General features: G+C 47.7%; 24 protein-coding genes and 1 tRNA gene. 6 read left to right on the top strand and 19 right to left on the bottom strand.

All coding sequences use genetic code 11. The features are described from left to right. Nucleotides 1–117: 117 nt before the first annotated feature. The 4 genes from ylqF to AC3Y23_RS06035 all read right to left on the bottom strand — a co-directional run bounded on the left by ylqF (nucleotide 118) and on the right by AC3Y23_RS06035 (nucleotide 2,764). A complete protein-coding gene (gene ylqF / locus AC3Y23_RS06050) occupies nucleotides 118–1,002 on the bottom strand; it encodes a ribosome biogenesis GTPase YlqF (protein ID WP_379196667.1) in 885 nt (294 codons plus the stop codon). 40 nt (nucleotides 1,003–1,042) lie between these two features. Further along, nucleotides 1,043–1,663: a signal peptidase I gene (lepB, locus tag AC3Y23_RS06045; RefSeq protein ID WP_379196665.1), complete on the bottom strand. Its 621-nt coding sequence runs from the start codon at nucleotides 1,661–1,663 to the stop codon at nucleotides 1,043–1,045. A gap of 315 nt (nucleotides 1,664–1,978) precedes the next feature. After that, nucleotides 1,979–2,323: a 50S ribosomal protein L19 gene (rplS, locus tag AC3Y23_RS06040; RefSeq protein WP_066362226.1), complete on the bottom strand. Its 345-nt coding sequence runs from the start codon at nucleotides 2,321–2,323 to the stop codon at nucleotides 1,979–1,981. A gap of 153 nt (nucleotides 2,324–2,476) precedes the next feature. Next, nucleotides 2,477–2,764: a hypothetical protein gene (locus tag AC3Y23_RS06035; protein WP_379196663.1), complete on the bottom strand. Its 288-nt coding sequence runs from the start codon at nucleotides 2,762–2,764 to the stop codon at nucleotides 2,477–2,479. A 239-nt stretch (nucleotides 2,765–3,003) separates the two neighbouring features. Between AC3Y23_RS06035 and AC3Y23_RS06030 the strand changes: the two genes are divergently transcribed. Continuing rightward, nucleotides 3,004–3,954 (top strand): DUF4097 family beta strand repeat-containing protein, encoded by a 951-nt coding sequence (locus tag AC3Y23_RS06030; protein ID WP_379196661.1) that lies wholly within the window; start codon nucleotides 3,004–3,006, stop codon nucleotides 3,952–3,954. 98 nt (nucleotides 3,955–4,052) lie between these two features. Here the strand turns inward: AC3Y23_RS06030 and AC3Y23_RS06025 are convergent, their stop codons facing one another. Beyond that, nucleotides 4,053–4,283 (bottom strand): hypothetical protein, encoded by a 231-nt coding sequence (locus AC3Y23_RS06025; protein WP_379196659.1) that lies wholly within the window; start codon nucleotides 4,281–4,283, stop codon nucleotides 4,053–4,055. Between the two features lie 507 nt (nucleotides 4,284–4,790). Between AC3Y23_RS06025 and AC3Y23_RS06020 the strand changes: the two genes are divergently transcribed. Next, a tRNA-Pro gene (locus AC3Y23_RS06020) sits at nucleotides 4,791–4,864 on the top strand. Nucleotides 4,865–4,993: 129 nt separating this feature from the next. On the opposite strand, the gene AC3Y23_RS06015 is transcribed toward AC3Y23_RS06020, so the two are convergent. The 10 genes from AC3Y23_RS06015 to AC3Y23_RS05970 all read right to left on the bottom strand — a co-directional run bounded on the left by AC3Y23_RS06015 (nucleotide 4,994) and on the right by AC3Y23_RS05970 (nucleotide 12,423). After that, nucleotides 4,994–5,170 (bottom strand): hypothetical protein, encoded by a 177-nt coding sequence (locus tag AC3Y23_RS06015; protein ID WP_379196657.1) that lies wholly within the window; start codon nucleotides 5,168–5,170, stop codon nucleotides 4,994–4,996. 221 nt (nucleotides 5,171–5,391) lie between these two features. Further along, the gene (locus AC3Y23_RS06010; RefSeq protein WP_379196655.1) at nucleotides 5,392–5,523 is read right to left on the bottom strand and encodes a hypothetical protein; all 132 of its coding nucleotides are present in this window, start codon (nucleotides 5,521–5,523) and stop codon (nucleotides 5,392–5,394) included. A gap of 461 nt (nucleotides 5,524–5,984) precedes the next feature. After that, the gene (gene trmD, locus AC3Y23_RS06005; protein WP_379197138.1) at nucleotides 5,985–6,830 is read right to left on the bottom strand and encodes a tRNA (guanosine(37)-N1)-methyltransferase TrmD; all 846 of its coding nucleotides are present in this window, start codon (nucleotides 6,828–6,830) and stop codon (nucleotides 5,985–5,987) included. Then, nucleotides 6,830–7,354, bottom strand: a complete 525-nt coding sequence (rimM, locus tag AC3Y23_RS06000; protein ID WP_379196653.1) for a ribosome maturation factor RimM — start codon at nucleotides 7,352–7,354, stop codon at nucleotides 6,830–6,832. Before rimM ends, trmD begins: the two co-directional genes overlap by 1 nt. A gap of 100 nt (nucleotides 7,355–7,454) precedes the next feature. Beyond that, on the bottom strand, nucleotides 7,455–7,685 hold the full coding sequence (locus tag AC3Y23_RS05995; RefSeq protein ID WP_379196651.1) for a KH domain-containing protein: 231 nt from the start codon (nucleotides 7,683–7,685) through the stop codon (nucleotides 7,455–7,457). Between the two features lie 22 nt (nucleotides 7,686–7,707). Continuing rightward, a complete protein-coding gene (rpsP, locus tag AC3Y23_RS05990; protein WP_066362232.1) occupies nucleotides 7,708–7,980 on the bottom strand; it encodes a 30S ribosomal protein S16 in 273 nt (90 codons plus the stop codon). A 262-nt stretch (nucleotides 7,981–8,242) separates the two neighbouring features. Then, complete coding sequence (gene ffh / locus AC3Y23_RS05985) at nucleotides 8,243–9,628, bottom strand: signal recognition particle protein (protein WP_379196648.1); 1,386 nt, start codon at nucleotides 9,626–9,628, stop codon at nucleotides 8,243–8,245. A 20-nt stretch (nucleotides 9,629–9,648) separates the two neighbouring features. Beyond that, complete coding sequence (locus AC3Y23_RS05980; RefSeq protein WP_379196646.1) at nucleotides 9,649–10,005, bottom strand: putative DNA-binding protein; 357 nt, start codon at nucleotides 10,003–10,005, stop codon at nucleotides 9,649–9,651. 157 nt (nucleotides 10,006–10,162) lie between these two features. Next, nucleotides 10,163–10,813, bottom strand: coding sequence for a PAQR family membrane homeostasis protein TrhA (gene trhA / locus AC3Y23_RS05975; protein WP_379196644.1), 651 nt, complete (start codon nucleotides 10,811–10,813; stop codon nucleotides 10,163–10,165). 92 nt (nucleotides 10,814–10,905) lie between these two features. Further along, nucleotides 10,906–12,423, bottom strand: a complete 1,518-nt coding sequence (locus AC3Y23_RS05970; protein WP_379196642.1) for a carboxypeptidase M32 — start codon at nucleotides 12,421–12,423, stop codon at nucleotides 10,906–10,908. Nucleotides 12,424–12,947: 524 nt separating this feature from the next. Between AC3Y23_RS05970 and AC3Y23_RS05965 the strand changes: the two genes are divergently transcribed. The 4 genes from AC3Y23_RS05965 (at nucleotide 12,948) to AC3Y23_RS05950 (ending at nucleotide 14,807) form a co-directional block, all read left to right on the top strand. Next, on the top strand, nucleotides 12,948–13,322 hold the full coding sequence (locus tag AC3Y23_RS05965) for an iron-sulfur cluster biosynthesis family protein (RefSeq protein ID WP_379196640.1): 375 nt from the start codon (nucleotides 12,948–12,950) through the stop codon (nucleotides 13,320–13,322). 21 nt (nucleotides 13,323–13,343) lie between these two features. Next, entirely contained in the window at nucleotides 13,344–13,904 is a 561-nt protein-coding gene (locus tag AC3Y23_RS05960; protein WP_379196638.1) for a beta-class carbonic anhydrase, read from the top strand. Between the two features lie 178 nt (nucleotides 13,905–14,082). Beyond that, nucleotides 14,083–14,517, top strand: a complete 435-nt coding sequence (locus tag AC3Y23_RS05955) for a hypothetical protein (RefSeq protein ID WP_379197136.1) — start codon at nucleotides 14,083–14,085, stop codon at nucleotides 14,515–14,517. A gap of 8 nt (nucleotides 14,518–14,525) precedes the next feature. Next, nucleotides 14,526–14,807, top strand: coding sequence for a YxcD family protein (locus tag AC3Y23_RS05950; RefSeq protein ID WP_379197134.1), 282 nt, complete (start codon nucleotides 14,526–14,528; stop codon nucleotides 14,805–14,807). 92 nt (nucleotides 14,808–14,899) lie between these two features. Here the strand turns inward: AC3Y23_RS05950 and AC3Y23_RS05945 are convergent, their stop codons facing one another. From AC3Y23_RS05945 to AC3Y23_RS05930, 4 genes are read right to left on the bottom strand one after another with little or no spacing between them, the layout of a single operon-like run. Next, nucleotides 14,900–16,294, bottom strand: coding sequence for a sensor histidine kinase (locus tag AC3Y23_RS05945; RefSeq protein ID WP_379196636.1), 1,395 nt, complete (start codon nucleotides 16,292–16,294; stop codon nucleotides 14,900–14,902). After that, the gene (locus AC3Y23_RS05940) at nucleotides 16,282–16,944 is read right to left on the bottom strand and encodes a response regulator transcription factor (protein WP_379196634.1); all 663 of its coding nucleotides are present in this window, start codon (nucleotides 16,942–16,944) and stop codon (nucleotides 16,282–16,284) included. The genes AC3Y23_RS05945 and AC3Y23_RS05940 overlap by 13 nt, the downstream gene beginning before the upstream one ends. 27 nt (nucleotides 16,945–16,971) lie before the next feature. Then, nucleotides 16,972–17,733 (bottom strand): lantibiotic immunity ABC transporter MutG family permease subunit, encoded by a 762-nt coding sequence (locus tag AC3Y23_RS05935; protein ID WP_379196632.1) that lies wholly within the window; start codon nucleotides 17,731–17,733, stop codon nucleotides 16,972–16,974. After that, a complete protein-coding gene (locus tag AC3Y23_RS05930) occupies nucleotides 17,734–18,462 on the bottom strand; it encodes a lantibiotic immunity ABC transporter MutE/EpiE family permease subunit (RefSeq protein ID WP_379197132.1) in 729 nt (242 codons plus the stop codon).

The raw sequence follows: 18,462 nt of genomic DNA, 5'->3' as shown, positions 1-18,462 counted from the left end.
AATACAATATCTCATTGGAAACCTGGTAAAAATTCAACCTTTAATGTTGAGCATCCCTGATCGATTGGATCAAAAAAAGCCACCCGCTAAGCGGATGGCTCGTCCATACCCGGTCTGCTATATTTGCAAGCTGCCTTGGTCTTCCGGCAATTCCAATGTGAATCTTCCGAGCTTGCCGGCACGAAGTTCGTGCAGCAGCGTACGGGAAGCCTTCTCCAGATCTACCCTACCGCCGCTAATCAGACAACCGCGCTTACGTCCGACAGCTTCCATTACAGCTACTATCTCATCTGGATTCTCCAGATCCTGCGGAAGCTTGGTTACACCGAACCTCTCCTGGAATCTGGAACCATAATCCTTCACCAGATACTTCACCGCATAAAAAGCAATGTCTTCGACATTCAGAATTTCTTCTTTAATTGCCCCTGTAACGGCAAGACGATAGCCGACATTCTGGTCCTCGAATTTAGGCCACAGAATACCCGGCGTATCCAGCAGTTCCAGATTTCCGCCCGTTTTGATCCACTGCTGTCCTTTAGTCACACCAGGACGATCCCCAGTAGCAGCAATATTGCGTCCTGCCATCCGGTTTATCAGGGTAGACTTACCCACATTGGGAATACCAACAATCAGCGCGCGCATCGGGCGAGGGTTCATCCCTTTGGCAATTTGACGGTCAATCTTTTCCTTCAGCAGCAGCTTGACTTGCTCTGGGATATCCTTGACACCCGTTCCGGTAGAAGCATCCACAGGATGGGCCACATGACCCTCTGCCTTGAAGTACTCCAGCCATTTGCGTGTTGCCTCAGGGTCCGCCAAATCTGCTTTGTTCAAAATAATTAATCTAGGCTTATCCCGCAAAATATCGTCAATCATCGGATTGCGGCTGGAAAGCGGCAGACGGGAATCGAGCAGCTCTATCGCCACATCAATCAGCTTCAGCTTATCTTCGATTTGTCGTCTAGCCTTCGTCATATGACCAGGAAACCATTGAATGGCCATTGCCGTCACCTCCTTTGATTCATCTCTGTGTAATCTCTCTTTAATGATTAATCCAGGTAATATCCTTCACCGGCCAGAAGATCAGATCGGCACGGCCTACAATATCACCCAGCGGCACATAACCAATCATTCGGCTATCCGTACTATCTGAACGGTTATCTCCCATTACGAAGATATGACCCTCAGGTACCGTACCGTCGGTAAAATCTTCATTAGGGAAGTTCTTATTATTGTACAGCGCATTATTTTTATGTGCGGCGTCAATAGCACCCTGAATGTAGGTCTCATTCACAGGTTTGCCGTTAACGGTAACGACATCCCCTTCAACCTTCACCGTATCGCCGGCCACCCCGATTACACGCTTAATAAAGTCGCGACCTTCGGATGGGACATGGAATACAATTACTTCTCCCCGCTGCGGAGAACGAATGTCGTACAGTATCTCATTGACGATTACCCGCTCACCGGTGTGAAAATTAGGCTGCATGGAAGGTCCGTCTACAATAAACGGCTTGAACAAAAGCCAGCGGATCAGAATAACCAGAACTAATGCAATCGCTATTGCCTTAATCCATTCCAATACCTCATTTTTCTGCTTGGGCGGGTTCTGCCGAGTGGACTCTTCAGACTCCCCTTGACCCTGCTGCAAATCCTGCTGCATAGTTCACCATCCTCTCTTTATGCTACACTAACTATACAACACAAAAAAACTCCTGCCAAAAACCCCTCCATAGTTACTCCTTCAGGAGGCCTTTTCGGAGAAGCCGATCCCCAGCGCTCTATATCTCTGATGCATTGTATACAAATTGAACGAGATAACTCCAGTCAGAGCCTCTCTTTAAAATGCCACCGAATCCATCCTAAATGATTGCTCTCCCAGTAATCTCAGGATACGGCCTGTAAATCCATACGCTTAATGCTCTAATGATAAAACGAAAGGGGCTTGAACTCAAGCCCCTCCCCTTTGTCACTAATTCTAGCGACGGATTTCTTTAATTCTCGCAGCTTTACCGCGCAGTTCACGAAGATAGTACAGCTTCGCACGACGAACTTTACCGCGACGAGCCACTTCGATTTTCTCGAGTTTAGGCGAGTTGATAGGGAATGTTCTTTCCACACCAACACCGTAAGAAATTTTACGAACCGTAAAAGTCTCACTGATTCCACCGCCGCGACGTTTGATTACAACGCCTTCGAACAACTGGATACGCTCACGAGTTCCCTCGATAACTTTTACGTGCACTTTCAAAGTGTCACCCGGGCGAAAACTCGGGATATCTTTGCGAAGTTGCTCTTGGGTAATTTCTTGTAGGATACTCATTAAGGACTTCCTCCTTCCGTACAGGCGTTCATGCCTCTTCCGGAGAGTTCTTGACTCTCCCTCATTATCGACAGCGGACCACCGTATTCCACACAACAAAAATTATATTACCATAAAAACCGGGCTATTTCAACAATAATATTATATTTATTTTTAAAGCGGGAGCATATCACGTTTCTTGGCCTGGACTTTGCAATCCTTGCACAAACCGACCACAGTTCCATTATCTTGGGCATAAAAGATCAGCTTACCGTTTTTCTTTTTGCAGGAAGAGCATAACTGTTCACCGGAGGTCTGCTTCGCTCTGCGGTGGCTCTCCATAGAGATGACCTTGCTGTTCACTCCACTGCGCCCATTCTGGCGTTTGGCAGTTCGCTTCAGGAATATAACATACATCCCGGTCAACACCAGCAAAACAATAAGGCCAACAATATAAGCCATTCGCTATTCCTCCCTGAATTGTTGTCTATCCGCAGCTAAGCTTCATATGAACTAATTTTATCACATTTAATGGTTCAATTACAGATAGGCTTACCCGACCTGGTCTTAGGTCTAGGATGACAACCCGCCCGCAGCCTGTTTTCAATAATTTCCCATAACAGTTATACTAATTATAATACGTAACCAATGAGCGAATTAGCAGTGCAGACACTTTACAATTTCAAGGGGGAGCCATACAAATGAAAAAGAACAATCCAAAGATGCTGGCAGCGCTCGCCGTCGTATCCTTAACATTGCTGGCAGGATGCACGGAGTTGCCTGGCAAAGCCAAAGTAAATCAGGAATCGGAACAATCCCAGCCGGAAGGCGTGGAACAAAACCTGGGTGAAGCTGTGAAGCAAGGACTGGGCCAAGCCGCAGCAGCTGTTACTCAAGCCGCACAGAACACAGCAGATAAAGTCGTAGCTGGCTTCAAGGAAGGAAGCATAAGCAAGGAACTACAGGTATCTCAGACCATCGGATCTGCGTCCGTGCTAAATATCGAGAATTCTGTAGGTGTGATAGAGGTAAGGAGCGTTGGTGGTGATCAAATTAATGTAAGAGCCACGATTCAGTCCTACAAAAACTTCAACAGTGAGCAAGAACGCCAAGAAATTCTCGACAACGCCGAGGTTTCTGTCTTAACTAGCGGAGATAAGCTGATCATCTCCACCCATGCCAAAGACGCTCCTAAGAAAGACCTTTGGAGCTGGGCCCAGCGCAAGTATGGCTCTTCTGACTTTAGCATCGATTATGTCATTGAGGTTCCAAAGAGCGTAGATATGTATCAGGTATCCAACGATGTTGGTGAAATCCAGCTGAGCGGCCTGGAAGGAACTTACCGGGTAAGCACCAATGTGGGAGCCATCCACATTAGCGATGCTACCATTGCTGGCAAGTCCACTATTGAGTCAGATACGGGGGGCATTACTCTGAACATAGCCGATCTCAAAGAAGGCAGTAGTCTGAAAGCTAAAACGGATGTCGGAGCCATCACAGCTACCCTGGCCGCCGGTTTGAACTACAACCTGGAGACAAGCAGCGAGATCGGACAAATCAATGGAGCTACCAAAGGAAAAAGCACGGTAGGTAATGGCGGACCACTGGTCTCCCTAAGCTCCGAGATTGGCGCAATTACCGTTCACCAATAACCTGTTCTTTGGGTCTGAGCGGGTATTTGACCTTATACTACAAAAAAGCTCAAAAGACCGCCTCTCACTACGAGAAGCGGTCTTTTGCAACCTAGTTCCTATACCAACGCGATAGCGAGCAGCGTAAACAAGCTCAGGACCAAAATATCATTGGCAGCAAAAGGATTTCCGAAAAATGCCGATGTTTGAACCCTGTCAGCCCCGTCTCTTTTTAAATAAACATTATTTCTGTCCACATTCACGATAACTCCCTCATGTCGCTGTCCATCTACAGTCAAAATTCGCACACGTCTATTCATGCAACGCAAACAGTTATGATAGGCCTCCACTAAATAACTCCTCCTCATTCGTAGTAGTGTATTTTATGAAGGTCGTAATCAGCCGGTAACGGCGAAGTGCCAGGTATCTGCAAACAGAAGAACATCAAATGTAGGTAGAAAATATAAAAAAGACCGTCCGTAGACGGTCTTTCTACCCGAGGCGCTAGTTTAAAACCTTGATCCGTATCCCGCGCCACCAAAACTAACATTATTAGCCATTGGTCCGGGTAAGGGATACGCTCAACATGTCATGCTTGATGTGAACGCACCTCCTTTCCTTGTGGCAAGAGTATAGCACAGCCTTTGTAAAATATCCATTACAATTTATTAACAAATGATCAATACCAGACCTGTAGTGTTAGCGTTTACAAATCAATAAAGAACATCTGCTAAAAATTTCATTTTTCACTTGAACGATCAACAATTTTGAGTTATATATAGACTATAGATTGAAAATTTTGGATATATCAATGGACATTTTTTATACTTCCCTATTTTCAAGCAAGCTTCATTTGTCGGGGTATAGCGCAGCCTGGTAGCGCACGCCCTTGGGGTGGGCGAGGTCGCAGGTTCAAATCCTGTTACTCCGATTTCAGAAGAAGAACAAAGTAGCACCAATCAGGTTTTGTAACCTGGTTGGTGCTACTTTTAGTTTTAAAGCGCACCTCAGGATGAAAGCCCCACCCATAAAGAGTTACCCGGCGACCTTGTAAGCCTATTCAAGACTTCTTATAAAGCTGGAACACACCTGTTACAAGCGAGTAAATGCCCAGAAGCACAAGGAATGTAACCGCCCATGGATAGTTGCGGACGGTATACGTAAACGATGACAAAATAATGAATATGGCGATGCGCAGTACACCTTCGTTGATAAACAGGCTGCTTTTTTTAGTCATACAATCACCCTCCTTGGTTTGGTGTTGCATAGGTATAATAATATTACTGTTTCTGTCAACGAATAACAAGAGATAACTTAAACGTTATGACATTCTGCATAGAAAAATATCAATATATAAATAAAACCATTAAAGCAGCGATTGTCATCCACTGACCTTAATGGTTTTATTGTTTTACTATGGCGAAGGAAATTTGATTATGCGGTCAAGAGTTGATTTCTTCAGGATTTACGATTTGTATAGAAATCGATAATATCGTTCACGGTGCGGAGCGGCTCCACTTGCTGCTGGACATCGTCCACGTTCTGCTTGAATTCTTTCTGCGTATTCGTAGTCGTAGTCACTTTGGTCATTCCTTTCACTTATCTTAAATTAGCTGCGTCTTCAGCGGGATAGATGATTTCTGCACCTCTCTTTATTACCCCAAATATAAGCTTGCAACGCACAATAGCCCTTTTGATGTGATTTTTTTATATAATATGAACTTAAGAGTCTCACGTAAAACTCGATCGTCACTACGGTGGAATGTTTGGACTTCCGGTCGCTGTTGTCGCCAGATTTCTTCTTTTCAACCGCCTCTAACGGTTGAAATCTGGCGGCAAAGGCGAGCGCTTCGCTCCTACAGTTCCAAACTTCCCCCTTCGTTCCTTCTCGCTTACTGTTACTTTCTTTTGTTCATCTTATATATATCTTTTTTCAGAAAAATATGATTGGGATGCTTTCAGAAATGAACATCACAAAAAACGCCTCCTCAACGTTATATATACGTTAAAGAGGCGTTAAATATGACAAATATGAACAACTTTTCTCCAAATCAGGCTTGACCATGGTTCTTCAACCGCTCCAGGGTCTTCCGATCCTTGGCTGTAAGCTCCGCGGTCTCCAAGAGGTCCGGACGGCGCTCCAGTGTACGCTGCAGGGCCTGCTCCCGCCGCCAAGTGTCAATGTTGGCATGATGTCCGCTGAGCAGAATATCCGGCACCTTCCAACCACGAAACTCTGCAGGACGCGTATAATGCGGATACTCCAGAAGGCCCGTGCTGAACGAATCCGTCACCGCAGATGTCTCATTGCCAAGCGCTCCCGGCTGTAGACGGACTACCGAATCAATGACGGTCATTGCCGGTAATTCTCCCCCAGTCAGTACGTAATCTCCAATGGACAGCTCGTCTGTTACCAGATGCTCCCGAATTCGCTCGTCGTAGCCCTCATAATGGCCACAGATAAAGATCAGATGCTCTTCCTGCGCCAATTCTTCAGCGATTTGCTGAGTATAGGTTTTACCTTGCGGGCACATAAGAATAATACGTGGTTTTTTAACTGGAGCAGTCTCAGCATCTGAAGCTATGCCTTCCTGGCCCGGTTGTACCTCAGCAGAATTCTCTACTGTATTCTCATGCCCAAGCGGTCTTGCTGTAGACCCTGCAGCCTCAGCCAGTACATGTTCCACCGCTGCGAAGATTGGATCAGGCTTGAGTACCATCCCTCCACCTCCGCCGTACGGCGTATCGTCCACGGTATTGTGCTTATTGCCGGAAAAATCACGGAAGTTCACCGCATTCAGCGACACAATCCCTTTCTCACGAGCCTTCCCCAGAATGCTTGTGCCAAATACGCCTTCGCACATCTCGGGAAAGAGCGTCAGCACATCGATTCTAATCATGGAAGCAGCCCTTCCATCAGACGGATCTTGATGCGCTTAGCCTGGATGTCTACATCCACTACCACATCATTAATGACTGGAATCAGAATCTCCTGCCCCTTCGGCGGCTTAACCACCCATACATCATTAGCTCCAGGCTGAAGAATTTCAGTGATTGTCCCAAGTGGCTGACTGTCGTTGTCTTCGGTATACACGTCACAGCCTACAATCTGGTGAAAATAGTACTCGTTCTCCGGCAGCTCCACCAAATCATCGCTTGGCACTTTAAGCAAGCTTCCCTTGTACTTCTCGATCTGGTTGATGTTGGTATAGCCTTTCAGTCTGACAATATACATACCCTTGTGTTCCCGAGCAGCATCTACAATCACATCAAATTTGGGGCTACCATCTGCAGGAATCACAATTAGCTTCTTGCCAGGAGCAAACCGCACATCCGGGAAATCCGTATGGGACAAAATCTTGATCTCCCCACGAATACCGTGTGTATTAACCAGTCTGCCTACGGTTAATTCTTCCGTCATACATTCCTCTCCTTTACTCTTTGAGTCTTATCCGTTCTTATATAATTGAACAAAAAGGAGCCGGGATATACAATCCCTAGCCCCTCTTTGTGCGTATCTGTTAAGATAAAATATCTACGGTTACGCGTTTATCGCTCTTGACTGCTGCAGATGTGACTACGGTACGAAGCGCTTTGGCGATCCGCCCCTGCTTGCCGATGACCTTGCCGACATCATCAGGATGAACGGAAAGCTCATAGACAATCAGGTGATCCTTCTCCACGATACGTACGACCACATCCTCTGGATGATCCACTAAAGCCTTAGCAATTACTCCAACTAATTCTTCCATAGATGACCCTCGCAATCAGTCATTATTTCTGATTCTTCAGCTCATGGAACTTCTTCAACACACCAGCTTTGGAAAGCAAGTTGCGAACGGTGTCGGATGCTTGCGCACCTGTTTGAAGCCATTTAAGAGCTTTTTCCTCATCGATCTTCACTACTGCCGGTTGTTCAACCGGGTTATAGTAACCGATTTCCTCGATGAAACGACCATCACGAGGGGACCGGGAATCGGAAACCACTACACGATAGAAAGGCGCTTTATGTGCACCCATTCTTTTCAGACGAATACGTACTGCCACGAAATTCACCTCCTTATAAAAGTATCGATCCCTCCCAAACCCTCCCTTCCAAGGGAGGGCCCCAAAGGGTTGCACCCTCTGGACACCTGCTAAGTGCAACTAGCGTGGGCGTTCAGACTGGCGGTACCTTGGGACGAGGGATGCATGGAGCGCTTATCGTCCCTTACGGGACACGCTTGACTGTTGCTGTATCTAGAAAGACTAGGGATTATCCTACGTTATACTGTGGATAATCAACAAGTTCAAAAGATTAAAGATTAGCTTAACGGAAAGGGAATTTCATGCCTTTGCCGCCAAGTGCTTTGAGCTGCTTCATGGCGTTCTTCTTGGAGGACTTGCCTCCGCCACCCATCATACCCGAGAACTGCTTCATCATCTTACGCATCTCGTCGAACTGCTTGATGAGACGGTTAACCTCGGCGACCGAGGTGCCGCTTCCGGCTGCAATCCGTTTGCGACGGTTATGATTGATGATCTCAGGCTGTTGTTTCTCAGCCTTGGTCATAGAATGAACAATGGCTTCGACACGGCCCATCTGTCTGTCATCGACTTTAAGATCCTTGATGCCCTTGGCCTGGTTCATCCCAGGCAGCATACCAAGAATTTGGTCGATCGGTCCAAGCTTCTTGACCTGATCCATTTGTTCAAGGAAGTCATCGAACGTAAATTCTGCATTACGCATCTTACGTTCCATTTCCTTGGCTTTCTCTGTATCAATGTTCGCTTGAGCTTTCTCAATCAGCGACAGCATGTCGCCCATACCCAGGATACGAGAGGCCATCCGCTCCGGATGGAACGGCTCCAGCGCGTCGATCTTCTCGCCTAGTGCGGCGAACTTGATCGGGCAGCCAGTAACAGCTTTAACGGACAATGCCGCACCACCACGGGTGTCGCCATCCAGCTTCGTCAACACAACGCCTGTCAATTCAAGCTGTTTGTTGAAGCTGTCTGCGACGTTAACAGCGTCCTGACCTGTCATGGCGTCAACAACGAGCAGCACTTCATCAGGGCTCAAAGCCGTGTGAATCTGCTTGAGCTCTTCCATCAACGCTTCATCAATATGCAGGCGGCCTGCAGTATCGATGATGACATAATCCAAGTTGTTGTCCTTCGCATGCTGAAGACCTTGTTTGGCGATTTCCACCGGGCTGACCTTGTCTCCCAGTGAGAACACTGGAACCTTGATCTGCTCACCGAGAATCTCCAGCTGCTTGATCGCAGCTGGACGATAAATATCACACGCTACCAAGAGCGGACGGTGATTGCCCTTTTGGAGCAATTTCGCCAGCTTGCCTGAAGTGGTCGTCTTACCTGCCCCTTGCAAACCCGCCATCATAATAACGGTCGGCGGCTTGTTCGACTTAGCCAACTTCGCCTGACTTCCGCCCATCAGCTCAGTCAGCTCTTTGTTAACGATGTCGATAATGACCATGCCGGGCGTAAAGCTATCCATTACTTCCTTGCCAACGGACTTCTCTTTCACCTTGGCCACAAAGTCCTTAACGACCTTGAAGTTAACGTCCGCTTCCAGCAGGGCCAGCCGCACTTCGCGCATGGCTTCGTTGACATCATCCTCGGATACTTTACCCTTGCCGCGAAGCTTGCTGAATACATTCTGTAATCTTCCGGTCAAACCTTCAAACGCCATATGCAGTTCCTCCCTTCATGCTATTCTAACCTCTGCAAACGATCCACAAGGTCCGTGAACCGCACTTTATATTGCTCAGGCAGCATCCCATCATCCGGCAGTCTGCGCAATTCTTCCAAATATCGGCTACGGGTCTCATGCTTTACCAGCAAACCGAGCTTCTCTTCATAATTCTCCAGAACTTGTTCCGCCCGTTTGATATGCTCGTACACCGCCTGGCGGCTGATATCAAACTCGGCGGCGATTTCACCCAGGGAGAAATCGTCGTGAAAATAATATTTAAGGAACGTCTGCTGCTTATCAGTAAGCAACCGTTCGTAGAAAGCGAAAAGCAAGTTGATTCGATTTGTTTTCTCGAGTCTATTCTCCTGACTCATTAAGGGCACTCCCTTCGTCAAGGAAAAACACTTTACAGCTTCACAACGTCCCTTATATTACCCAAAAGAAAGAAAGATGTCAAGCTTTTTTGCTTGTCATCTTTCTAAAAAAACAAATTTACTGCAAATGCTGCTGTTGGCCGGCCCAAATCCACCTTTACAAGCGAATCGGCAGCAGGTAAATCAGTACAGCGAAGAAATGCGTAACGCTTCCTGCCAGTACGAACACATGCCACACCGCATGGTGATACGGAAACCCTCGCCAAACATAAAATACCGTTCCCAGCGTGTACAGAATACCGCCCGCTACCAGCAGCGTCAGCCCGCCACTTGCCACTACCGCGGCCAGTGGACTCCAGGCAATGACAATCAGCCAGCCCATCGCGATGTAGAAGATGGTAGACATGAACAGAAATCTTTTGACGAAGAAAGCCTTAAAGAACACCCCGAACGCTGCAATACCCCAAATGATCCCGAACAACGTCCAGCCCAGCGTTCCCCGGATGGCCACCAGCAAAAACGGAGTGTATGTTCCGGCAATAAACAAATAGATAGAAGAATGATCGAAAAATTCGAACAGATCCTTCACCTTGCCATCTTTGAAGCTGTGCACCAGGGTTGAGTTGAGATAGAGCAGCAGCATCGTCGTTCCATAAATAGAGAAGCTGACGACATGCCAAGCGGTTCCTTTCAGACTGGCGAAAACAACAAGCAGTACCAGCGCGGCGACACTGAGGACCGTACCGATCCCATGTGTAATCGCATTGGCCATCTCTTCCCGGCGGCTGTAAGTATACGTATTAGCCATACTCCAATTCCTTCCGTTAATTGTTTTCTTCTATTATATTCTTCTTTCCAGTCCAGTTCTACGTGACAAACGTAATGTGCTGGCTAACTGTATTACAACTGGTAGAGCGCTGTGTACTTGGCTTCCAGGTAATCTGCGAGATAATCCGGGTTCAACGGCTCGCCTGTAACCCGTTCGATAATCTGCGACGGCGTCAGAGACTGACCATACCGGTAGATCTTGTCGGTCAGCCATTCCTTGATTGGAAGCAGATTACCGGAAGCAACCAGCTCATCAAACTCCGGCAGCTCTTTGCGGAGCGTGTTCAGAATCTGAGCCGCATACATATTTCCTAGTGAATAGGAGGCAAAATAACCGAAGTCTCCGCCCGACCAATGCACATCCTGCAATACACCCAGCGCATCGGTTGGAGGTGTGATTCCCAGGTATTCCTGATACTTGGCGTTCCATACCTGTGGCAGATCCTTGACGGCAAGTCCTTCATTGAAGATCAGCTTCTCAATTTCATAGCGAACAATAATATGGAGATTGTAGGTCAACTCGTCTGCTTCAATTCGAATGAACGTATTGTCTACACTGTTAATGGCCCGGTAGAAGTCCTTGACGCCAACACCGGCAAGCTGTTCCGGGAAGTATTGCTGCAGATCCTTGTAGTACCGCTCCCAGAACGGCAAGCTGCGGCCGATCATGTTCTCCCACAATCTCGACTGGGATTCGTGAATCCCCATAGATGCACCTTGTGCGAGTGGTGTGCCTACTAGCTCAGGATTAATATTTTGCTCATATAGGGCGTGTCCGCCTTCATGCAACGAGCTGAACACAGCGCTTGTGACGTTATCCAGAATATAGTTGGTAGTGATACGAACGTCTCCCGGATTCAGGCCCGTGGCAAAAGGATGCACACTTTCATCGAGACGGCCAGCATCGAAGTCGTAGCCCATCTGTTTCAGAATAAAGAGTCCAAATTGCTCTTGCCCCTCTTGTTCGAAGATTTGCTGCAAAAAGCTCGTGTCCGGCTTGTTCGGCGAAGCAGCGATTTTCTCCACCAGCGGAACGAGACGGCTGCGCAGACGGCCGAACACTTCGTCAACCTTCTCAACCGTCAAATCCGGCTCATACATATCGAGCAGGGTGTCGTAGCGAGTGCCTTTTACTCCCCAATAATCTATGAATTCCTGCTTGAAGGCTACGATTTTGCTTAAGAAAGGCTCGAACGAAGCGAAATCACTGTTCTCCTTAGCGTCTTCCCACTTTGTCTCTGAATGGGCAGCGAGCACGGCGTATTCTTCGTATTTTTCCGGCGGAATGCTCTGGGAGCGCTCGTACTCCTTACGGGAATCGCTAACAATCTTCTTCTGAATGTCATTCAATTGCTCCTGGATCTCCGTACGGCTGAAAAATTCAGTAAACTGTCCCATCTCCGGTGAAATTTCCAGTTTGAAATACTCTCCACTAAGCGTACCGATCGTCTTGGAACGAACCTCCGCTCCCTTGCGCGGCGCGCCAGTCCGCAGGTCCCAATGCAGCAGGCCGATAGCCTCGCGGTAGCTACTCATTTTAGCCAATAATCCGCTAAACTTCTCCCATTCTTGTTGTACATGCTGTTCCATATATGTAACACCTGCTTTCTCTATTTTTTCTACTCTTCTTGATGATACTTTTTTAAATACTGATAAGCAACTTCGCCTGTAAGAGTATGGCTGAATGATGTTGAAGTCACATAGAATATGTGTGTTTGCAACCTTGGTTTCAATTCCAATCAAATTATTGTAACCTCTATTATTTTTCTGTAATATTCCAATTATAGGAGGTGAAAACTTGACTAATAATCAACTGGTCCCAATCATCGTCGCCTTCGCCGGAGCTATTTGCTGTTGGGCCGTTCTCCTTAAAAAACGTAAAAACAAATAGAACTGCTCAGCGAGTAAATACCCTGTATGAATGACGCTAAGCAACTTCGGGTAACAAGTGGGGAATCATTCGAAAAACCTAATAAAACTCCAGAATATTGACGCCTGTTAATTTTAATACGTATAATCAATTTCAGAGCATGATCCCTCTAATTTGAAGTACTTTGATTACACTACCCGAAGCCAACCGGGCTTCAGATTATGCTAAAGGAGCGTGAAAGGCATTGATCATTCAAGTTACATCCTTAGCGGAGAGGAAACTGAAAGAAAGGCTTGGAGATCAGCCGGGTGTATTCAAGCTCTTTTATGATACGGTAGGCTGCGGCTGTGACGGAATCAATGTGATCTTGATCGTAGATCATGCGGAGCCGGGAGATCAGCAGGTTGATGCGGGCGCCCTGCCTTTTATCATAAGCGGTCAGCAGGCCATTTTTTATGAGGACAAGATGCGGCTGGATGGAGAAGAGCATTTCTCATCATTTAAGTTGTCCAGTGACTCACAGTTGTACAGCAAAAATATACTCGTGCGCGATCTGCGCGGCCAGGAAGCTCCACTTCCATTCGAAGGAGCGGCCTGCGAAGTCACGACCACACGATAAACCGGGGAGGAAACAAAGAACATGAGCCAAATATCCAACATTCTAGAGCACAATCAGAAATTCGTTGAAAACAAAGAATACGAAGCCTATCAGACCGGTCGATACCCTGCCAAAAAAATGCTGGTGATTACTTGTATGGATACGCGTCTTGTTGAGCTGCTACCAAAAGCCATGAACTTCAAAAACGGTGATGTCAAGGTCATTAAAAATGCCGGTGCCATCATCTCCCAGCCTTTCGGCAGCGTTATGCGCAGTGTAATGGTTGCTTTGTATGAACTGAACGCAGATGAAGTTGTTGTAGTTGGACACTATGAGTGCGGCATGGCATCTCTGAATCCTGAAACAATGATCGGCCATATCAAGGAGCGCGGTGTATCAGAAGAAGTATTGTCCACACTGGAGAATTCCGGAATCAAGCTGAACAAGTGGCTGAAAGGGTTCGACAATGAGAAGGAAGGCGTAATCCAGACGGTTGAGCTAATCAAGCGTCACCCGCTGTTACCGCCAAATGTCCCTGTACACGGCATGATTATCGATCCGAATACCGGTGCGCTTGAGCTGCTCTCGAACGGTTATGAATAAGATGAAATCACACTCATAAGTGTGTGTACGCGCGGATACTATATCCGCGCTTTTTTATTTTTAAAAAATATTTTGAAAAATGATCATTAAAAATGAAACCATTGCCAAAGTCAGCCGTATTACCGGAAAGCACAAAAATATATTACTTACAGGAGGGTTCACCTAGTCAATGAAACCAATGAAACGTGTAATGATGATTGTTATGGCCTTCACTCTGTTCTTTGCTGTAGCGACTCCGAATTTCGTGGACGCAAAACGCGGCGGCGGTGGCGGATTCAAATCCGGAACGCGTAGCTTCACCACCACCCCGAAGAAATCTACCACCACTAATAATGTGAAGAAAAGCGATAGCACAAAAAGTTCTACCGCCGGAAGCACTGCAAATACAAAACGCGGCTTCTTCAGCGGCGGTGGCCTGATGAAAGGCCTCATGATCGGTGGTCTTGCCGGTATGCTGTTTGGCGGCTTGTTCGGCGGCATGGGCTTTATGGGCGATATTCTCGGATTTGCAATCAATATGCTCGCGATTTATCTGGTAGTTGTTCTGGTTCTTTCCTTCTTCCGCCGCAGACAGGAACGACGCAAATTCCAAGAACGGGATGACCGCGCCTAATGAGTACACTGAATTTGACTATGGATGAGATCATCAACGCGATCTGCCTGCATATGGCTGAACGAAAGGCGGTACAGCCAACCGATGTGCAGGTAGAACTGAGTTGGGATGAGGACACCGGGTTTTCTGCAGAGGTATGGGTGCAGGATCGAAGCCAATTCCTGGTGGAGTCCAACATGATCGAAGCCATTTTGCGTTATGTTCACAACGAGTACGACGTCCGCGCTTACCGCGAGGATGTGCAGCTGGAGCTGGACGAAGAGATTACGGCAACTATTCATACCGAGTAAAGTAAAAGAACACAGCAAAAAGACGATATCGCTTAAGAGCGGTATCGTCTTTTATTTTTGTAAAGGTGAAAATACCTCTTAGCCTTAATTCATCAGGAAGACAAGGGCAATTCCAGCGTCACTTTCGCTCCACTCAGATCCTCGTCATTCTCCAGAAGCAGCCGTCCGCCATGCTTTGTCATAATGCTCTCCGTGATATAGAGCCCCATCCCGTAATGCTCACCGGCACTTCGGCTTCGGTCTCCCATATAGAACTGCTTGGTGGCCTCTCGCAGATCGGCAGACGCTAACCCCGGACCGCTATCACTTACTATAAAACGAACAGCAGCCGCACTCTCTTTCACCGTCAATTTAATCCTTCCTTGCTCTGGCGTGTACTCAATGGCATTCATCAGCACATTAAGCAGCGCACGCTGAAACAGTTCTTTGTCTAGTCTCAAACTTTTGGGCAGTTGGCTCACACGCAGGGCAACCTCAACTTCAATGCGCTTTGCCACAGTCGCCGCCTTCAATTGCTCCTTTATCTCAGCGAGAAAGCTTTGCGTCTCGATCTGTATCTTCTGCAGCTTAAGCCCTTGATCTGTTGCCGTGATGTCTAGCAATACCTTGGCATACCGTTCAAGCTGTGCTGTACTGTTCAGGATATAACGGTTATACTCCTGCTGCGTCTCATCTTGGGCCGTCTCGCTCAGCAGCTCGGCATTGCCGCGAATAATGGTGAGCGGGGTTTTGATATCATGAGCCAAGGCGGAGATTTGCTCTCGTCTGGACTGCTGCTCCTCCCACTGCTGCTGCAAGGATGTCTTCAGTTCATTCTTCATTTTATTGAGAGAGCCGAGAACCGCATCGATCTCCTTCACACCGCTGGATTCCACTGTAAACTCAAGGTTCTGGTTCTGTATCTTGCCGATGACAGTCTCCAACCCTTGCATTTTCCTCGCCAGCTTCCGACCTGACAAATAGGAATATAGGACAATTTGCAGCAAAAAGCCGCCCACAAGCAGAACAATACCCAACAATTCAGGATTGGGCAGATAGGCTCTTAGCCAGGGTGAGTTGAACTGCATAACGATGGTGTATTTGAGCAGCAGCGTCTCCCCATACTTTTCCCGTGGAATCAGGTTATAATAGCCGCCTAACCCTCCCCGACTACCGGAAATGAGTGAATTCCAGGCATCTCGTGCCTGTCCGGCATTCAGACTTCCGTTAATGTACTTTCCATCACGAGTAAAAAGCGCGTATTCAGCCAGTGAAGGAATCTGCTCTCTGGTAATATGGGGAGTTGCGATCATCTCTTCCTTGGCTGCAGTAATCTGCTGCTCCACGTAATTGGCAGGCAGAATGCCGCCTGTAGCGACAGCTGCCATATAAACAACTGCCAGGATACCGAGCCAGAGCAGCATTCCGCCACACAATAATACTAGGTATCTTAAAAAAATAGTTCGCAGCGACAACGACTTACGCACCTTGTGGTTTACGCTCTCCATTTGTATCCGATCCCCCAGACCGTCTCAATCGGAGCCTGTACATACTTTAACAGCTTGGCCCGGATATTTTTGACATGCTCTGCTACGGCAGAGCTATCGCTCTCCCCATCATAGCCGAACACCGCTTCATAGATTGAATCCTTAGAAAAAACCTGCCCGCGGTGGCGGGCAAGAAACTCACAGATTTGATATTCGCTCTTGGTAAGCGGTACTTTCTCCTCCCGAATCAGTAATTCTTTACCTGACAGGTTAAACTGCATCTCACCGATACTCAGCATACTGCGTCGCTCGCGCCGTTCTCTCCGCAAATGGGCATTCACTCTTGCTCGTAGTTCACCAGTTCCGAAGGGCTTCAGTAGGTAATCGTCCGCTCCTTGCCCCAACCCATACATAATATCCTCTTCCAGCGTCTTCGCGGTCAGAAAGAGGATGGGGCAATCAACACGGCCCCGGATGCTCTCACAGAGTATAAAACCATCCATGCCCGGCATCATAATATCGAGCAGGATGAGATCAAAATTCCCAAGGTCCATTGCAGAGACCTCTTCGGGCCGGGAAATTGCAGTCACGTGATGTCCATCCTTGATCAAAATATTTCGGATGAGCATCAGAATGCCCGGTTCATCATCTACAGCCAATATTCGCGCCATTCCCCTCCCCCTTTTCACCCTTCGTTTCTAAGCTTCTGACTTACGACCTTCCCAGCGCGTAAACCATACACAGGACAACAGCAGCAGACCTGCAGTCGCCACAGTGCCAATCCAGATCACGCTGCGCAGCTGGGTGAATAGAAAGTCACTCATGGGCTGGTTCCCTGAGTACAGTACCCATATGATAGGTAAGCGAATCGGCCAGCTGTGCGGCATTAGAGGCCAAATACCATCCCCAAGCCCTGTTAGAAGCAATGCAGTCAATAGACTTCCTGTGATCCCAAGCCCAATGGAAGCCCCTTGCCCAAAGCACAGACTTATCATCAAGTGAACAATATACAGGATGATGCAGCTCCCCGCAAGCACACAAGCGGAAATCACATAGAAATCCCAGGTAGGCCCCTCTCGATGCAGTAGAACCTTTAGACCCGTGCCGAACCCGCCTACTGCCAGCATTATTGAGACAAAACCCATTAGAAGCAGCAGACATAGCTTGCTGAGAAAAGCCAGCAGCTTCGGTGTGGAAGTAGTCAGTAAGTTCTGGAATCCACCCGCAGTTGCTTCCTGCTCAGCCAGCATAGCCGTCAGCACGCCAATTACGAGCGGGAGAGCCACCCCAAGCAGCTCCATAAAAGCAACAGTGATGCTCAGTGTGTCTAGCGACGAGATCGCGGCGTAGCCAACTAGCCCCCCGGCAGCCAGCAGTGGCAGGAAAAGATGAATCCACAGCAGCGGTGTGCGCCTGATTTTGAGCAGATCCGCAAGCAGTATACGATCAAACCGCATCATTTATCTAACCTCCCGCTTACAAAACCACAGCGCAGTCAGCCAGAGCAGCAATCCACACAGGGCCAGCGAAATCAGAATTCCTGGAACAATGACGGCTGGATTCAGCAGCGGATTGTCTGCCTGAGCCGGAACTCCATTAGGTTGAATCCTTAAGATAGGGGTCATAACCCGGATTGGAATCGCATACGGAACCGCCCACCACGTGTCACGCGTGGCAAACATAATACCTAACAGAAGATTTCCCGCAAGGTTGATCAAAATCGTCACAAACAGGCCGCACTTCAACACCAGGAACATACATAGCGGAATCTGCCATGCCAACATAACGCCCAGTGCCATTAAACCAAAAAATCCTTGACCCGGAGCAACGGTCTGACCTAGAAGTTCTCCACCTAAGAACGCTCCGACAAAAAGAACGAGATTAACCACTAGTAACCACAGCATGGACACCAGCGCTTTACCCAGCCAGATTCGGCGTGCATTCACCGGCAGAACCAAGACTCCGCGGAACCTCATTCGTGCGTCTCGTTGGATCACCAGCGAACAGAATAGCGTTAGCGCTCCAGGCAGCATAATTACGTACCACCAGTTATATACCCCTGCTTGATACAATGGGCCGCCCATTAACCCGAAGGCGATCAACAGGGTAAGTAACGGCATGATCCACACGGTCTTTCGTGCAAAAGTACGCTTGAGCTTGATTCGTTCAGCAGCTAAGTAACTTAACAT

The sequence above is a fragment of the Paenibacillus sp. MAHUQ-45 genome (assembly GCF_058133325.1).
Note: the sequence above shows the minus strand (reverse complement) of the source record. Positions and strands in the feature narration are given on the sequence as shown.

Excerpts from the sequence above, each read along its gene's own strand:
- AC3Y23_RS05930 (WP_379197132.1), bottom strand. The coding sequence starts at position 18,462 with ATGTTAAGTTACTTAGCTGCTGAACGAATCAAGCTCAAGCGTACTTTT.
- ylqF (WP_379196667.1), bottom strand. The coding sequence starts at position 1,002 with ATGGCCATTCAATGGTTTCCTGGTCATATGACGAAGGCTAGACGACAA.
- trhA (WP_379196644.1), bottom strand. The coding sequence starts at position 10,813 with ATGGCTAATACGTATACTTACAGCCGCCGGGAAGAGATGGCCAATGCG.
- AC3Y23_RS05955 (WP_379197136.1), top strand. The coding sequence starts at position 14,083 with ATGAAACGTGTAATGATGATTGTTATGGCCTTCACTCTGTTCTTTGCT.
- ffh (WP_379196648.1), bottom strand. The coding sequence starts at position 9,628 with ATGGCGTTTGAAGGTTTGACCGGAAGATTACAGAATGTATTCAGCAAG.
- AC3Y23_RS05995 (WP_379196651.1), bottom strand. The coding sequence starts at position 7,685 with ATGGAAGAATTAGTTGGAGTAATTGCTAAGGCTTTAGTGGATCATCCA.
- AC3Y23_RS05970 (WP_379196642.1), bottom strand. The coding sequence starts at position 12,423 with ATGGAACAGCATGTACAACAAGAATGGGAGAAGTTTAGCGGATTATTG.
- AC3Y23_RS06030 (WP_379196661.1), top strand. The coding sequence starts at position 3,004 with ATGAAAAAGAACAATCCAAAGATGCTGGCAGCGCTCGCCGTCGTATCC.
- rplS (WP_066362226.1), bottom strand. The coding sequence starts at position 2,323 with ATGAGTATCCTACAAGAAATTACCCAAGAGCAACTTCGCAAAGATATC.
- AC3Y23_RS05935 (WP_379196632.1), bottom strand. The coding sequence starts at position 17,733 with ATGATGCGGTTTGATCGTATACTGCTTGCGGATCTGCTCAAAATCAGG.
- AC3Y23_RS05960 (WP_379196638.1), top strand. The coding sequence starts at position 13,344 with ATGAGCCAAATATCCAACATTCTAGAGCACAATCAGAAATTCGTTGAA.
- AC3Y23_RS06015 (WP_379196657.1), bottom strand. The coding sequence starts at position 5,170 with ATGACTAAAAAAAGCAGCCTGTTTATCAACGAAGGTGTACTGCGCATC.
- AC3Y23_RS05940 (WP_379196634.1), bottom strand. The coding sequence starts at position 16,944 with ATGGCGCGAATATTGGCTGTAGATGATGAACCGGGCATTCTGATGCTC.
- AC3Y23_RS06010 (WP_379196655.1), bottom strand. The coding sequence starts at position 5,523 with ATGACCAAAGTGACTACGACTACGAATACGCAGAAAGAATTCAAGCAG.
- AC3Y23_RS05980 (WP_379196646.1), bottom strand. The coding sequence starts at position 10,005 with ATGAGTCAGGAGAATAGACTCGAGAAAACAAATCGAATCAACTTGCTT.
- AC3Y23_RS05945 (WP_379196636.1), bottom strand. The coding sequence starts at position 16,294 with ATGGAGAGCGTAAACCACAAGGTGCGTAAGTCGTTGTCGCTGCGAACT.
- AC3Y23_RS06035 (WP_379196663.1), bottom strand. The coding sequence starts at position 2,764 with ATGGCTTATATTGTTGGCCTTATTGTTTTGCTGGTGTTGACCGGGATG.
- lepB (WP_379196665.1), bottom strand. The coding sequence starts at position 1,663 with ATGCAGCAGGATTTGCAGCAGGGTCAAGGGGAGTCTGAAGAGTCCACT.
- rimM (WP_379196653.1), bottom strand. The coding sequence starts at position 7,354 with ATGACGGAAGAATTAACCGTAGGCAGACTGGTTAATACACACGGTATT.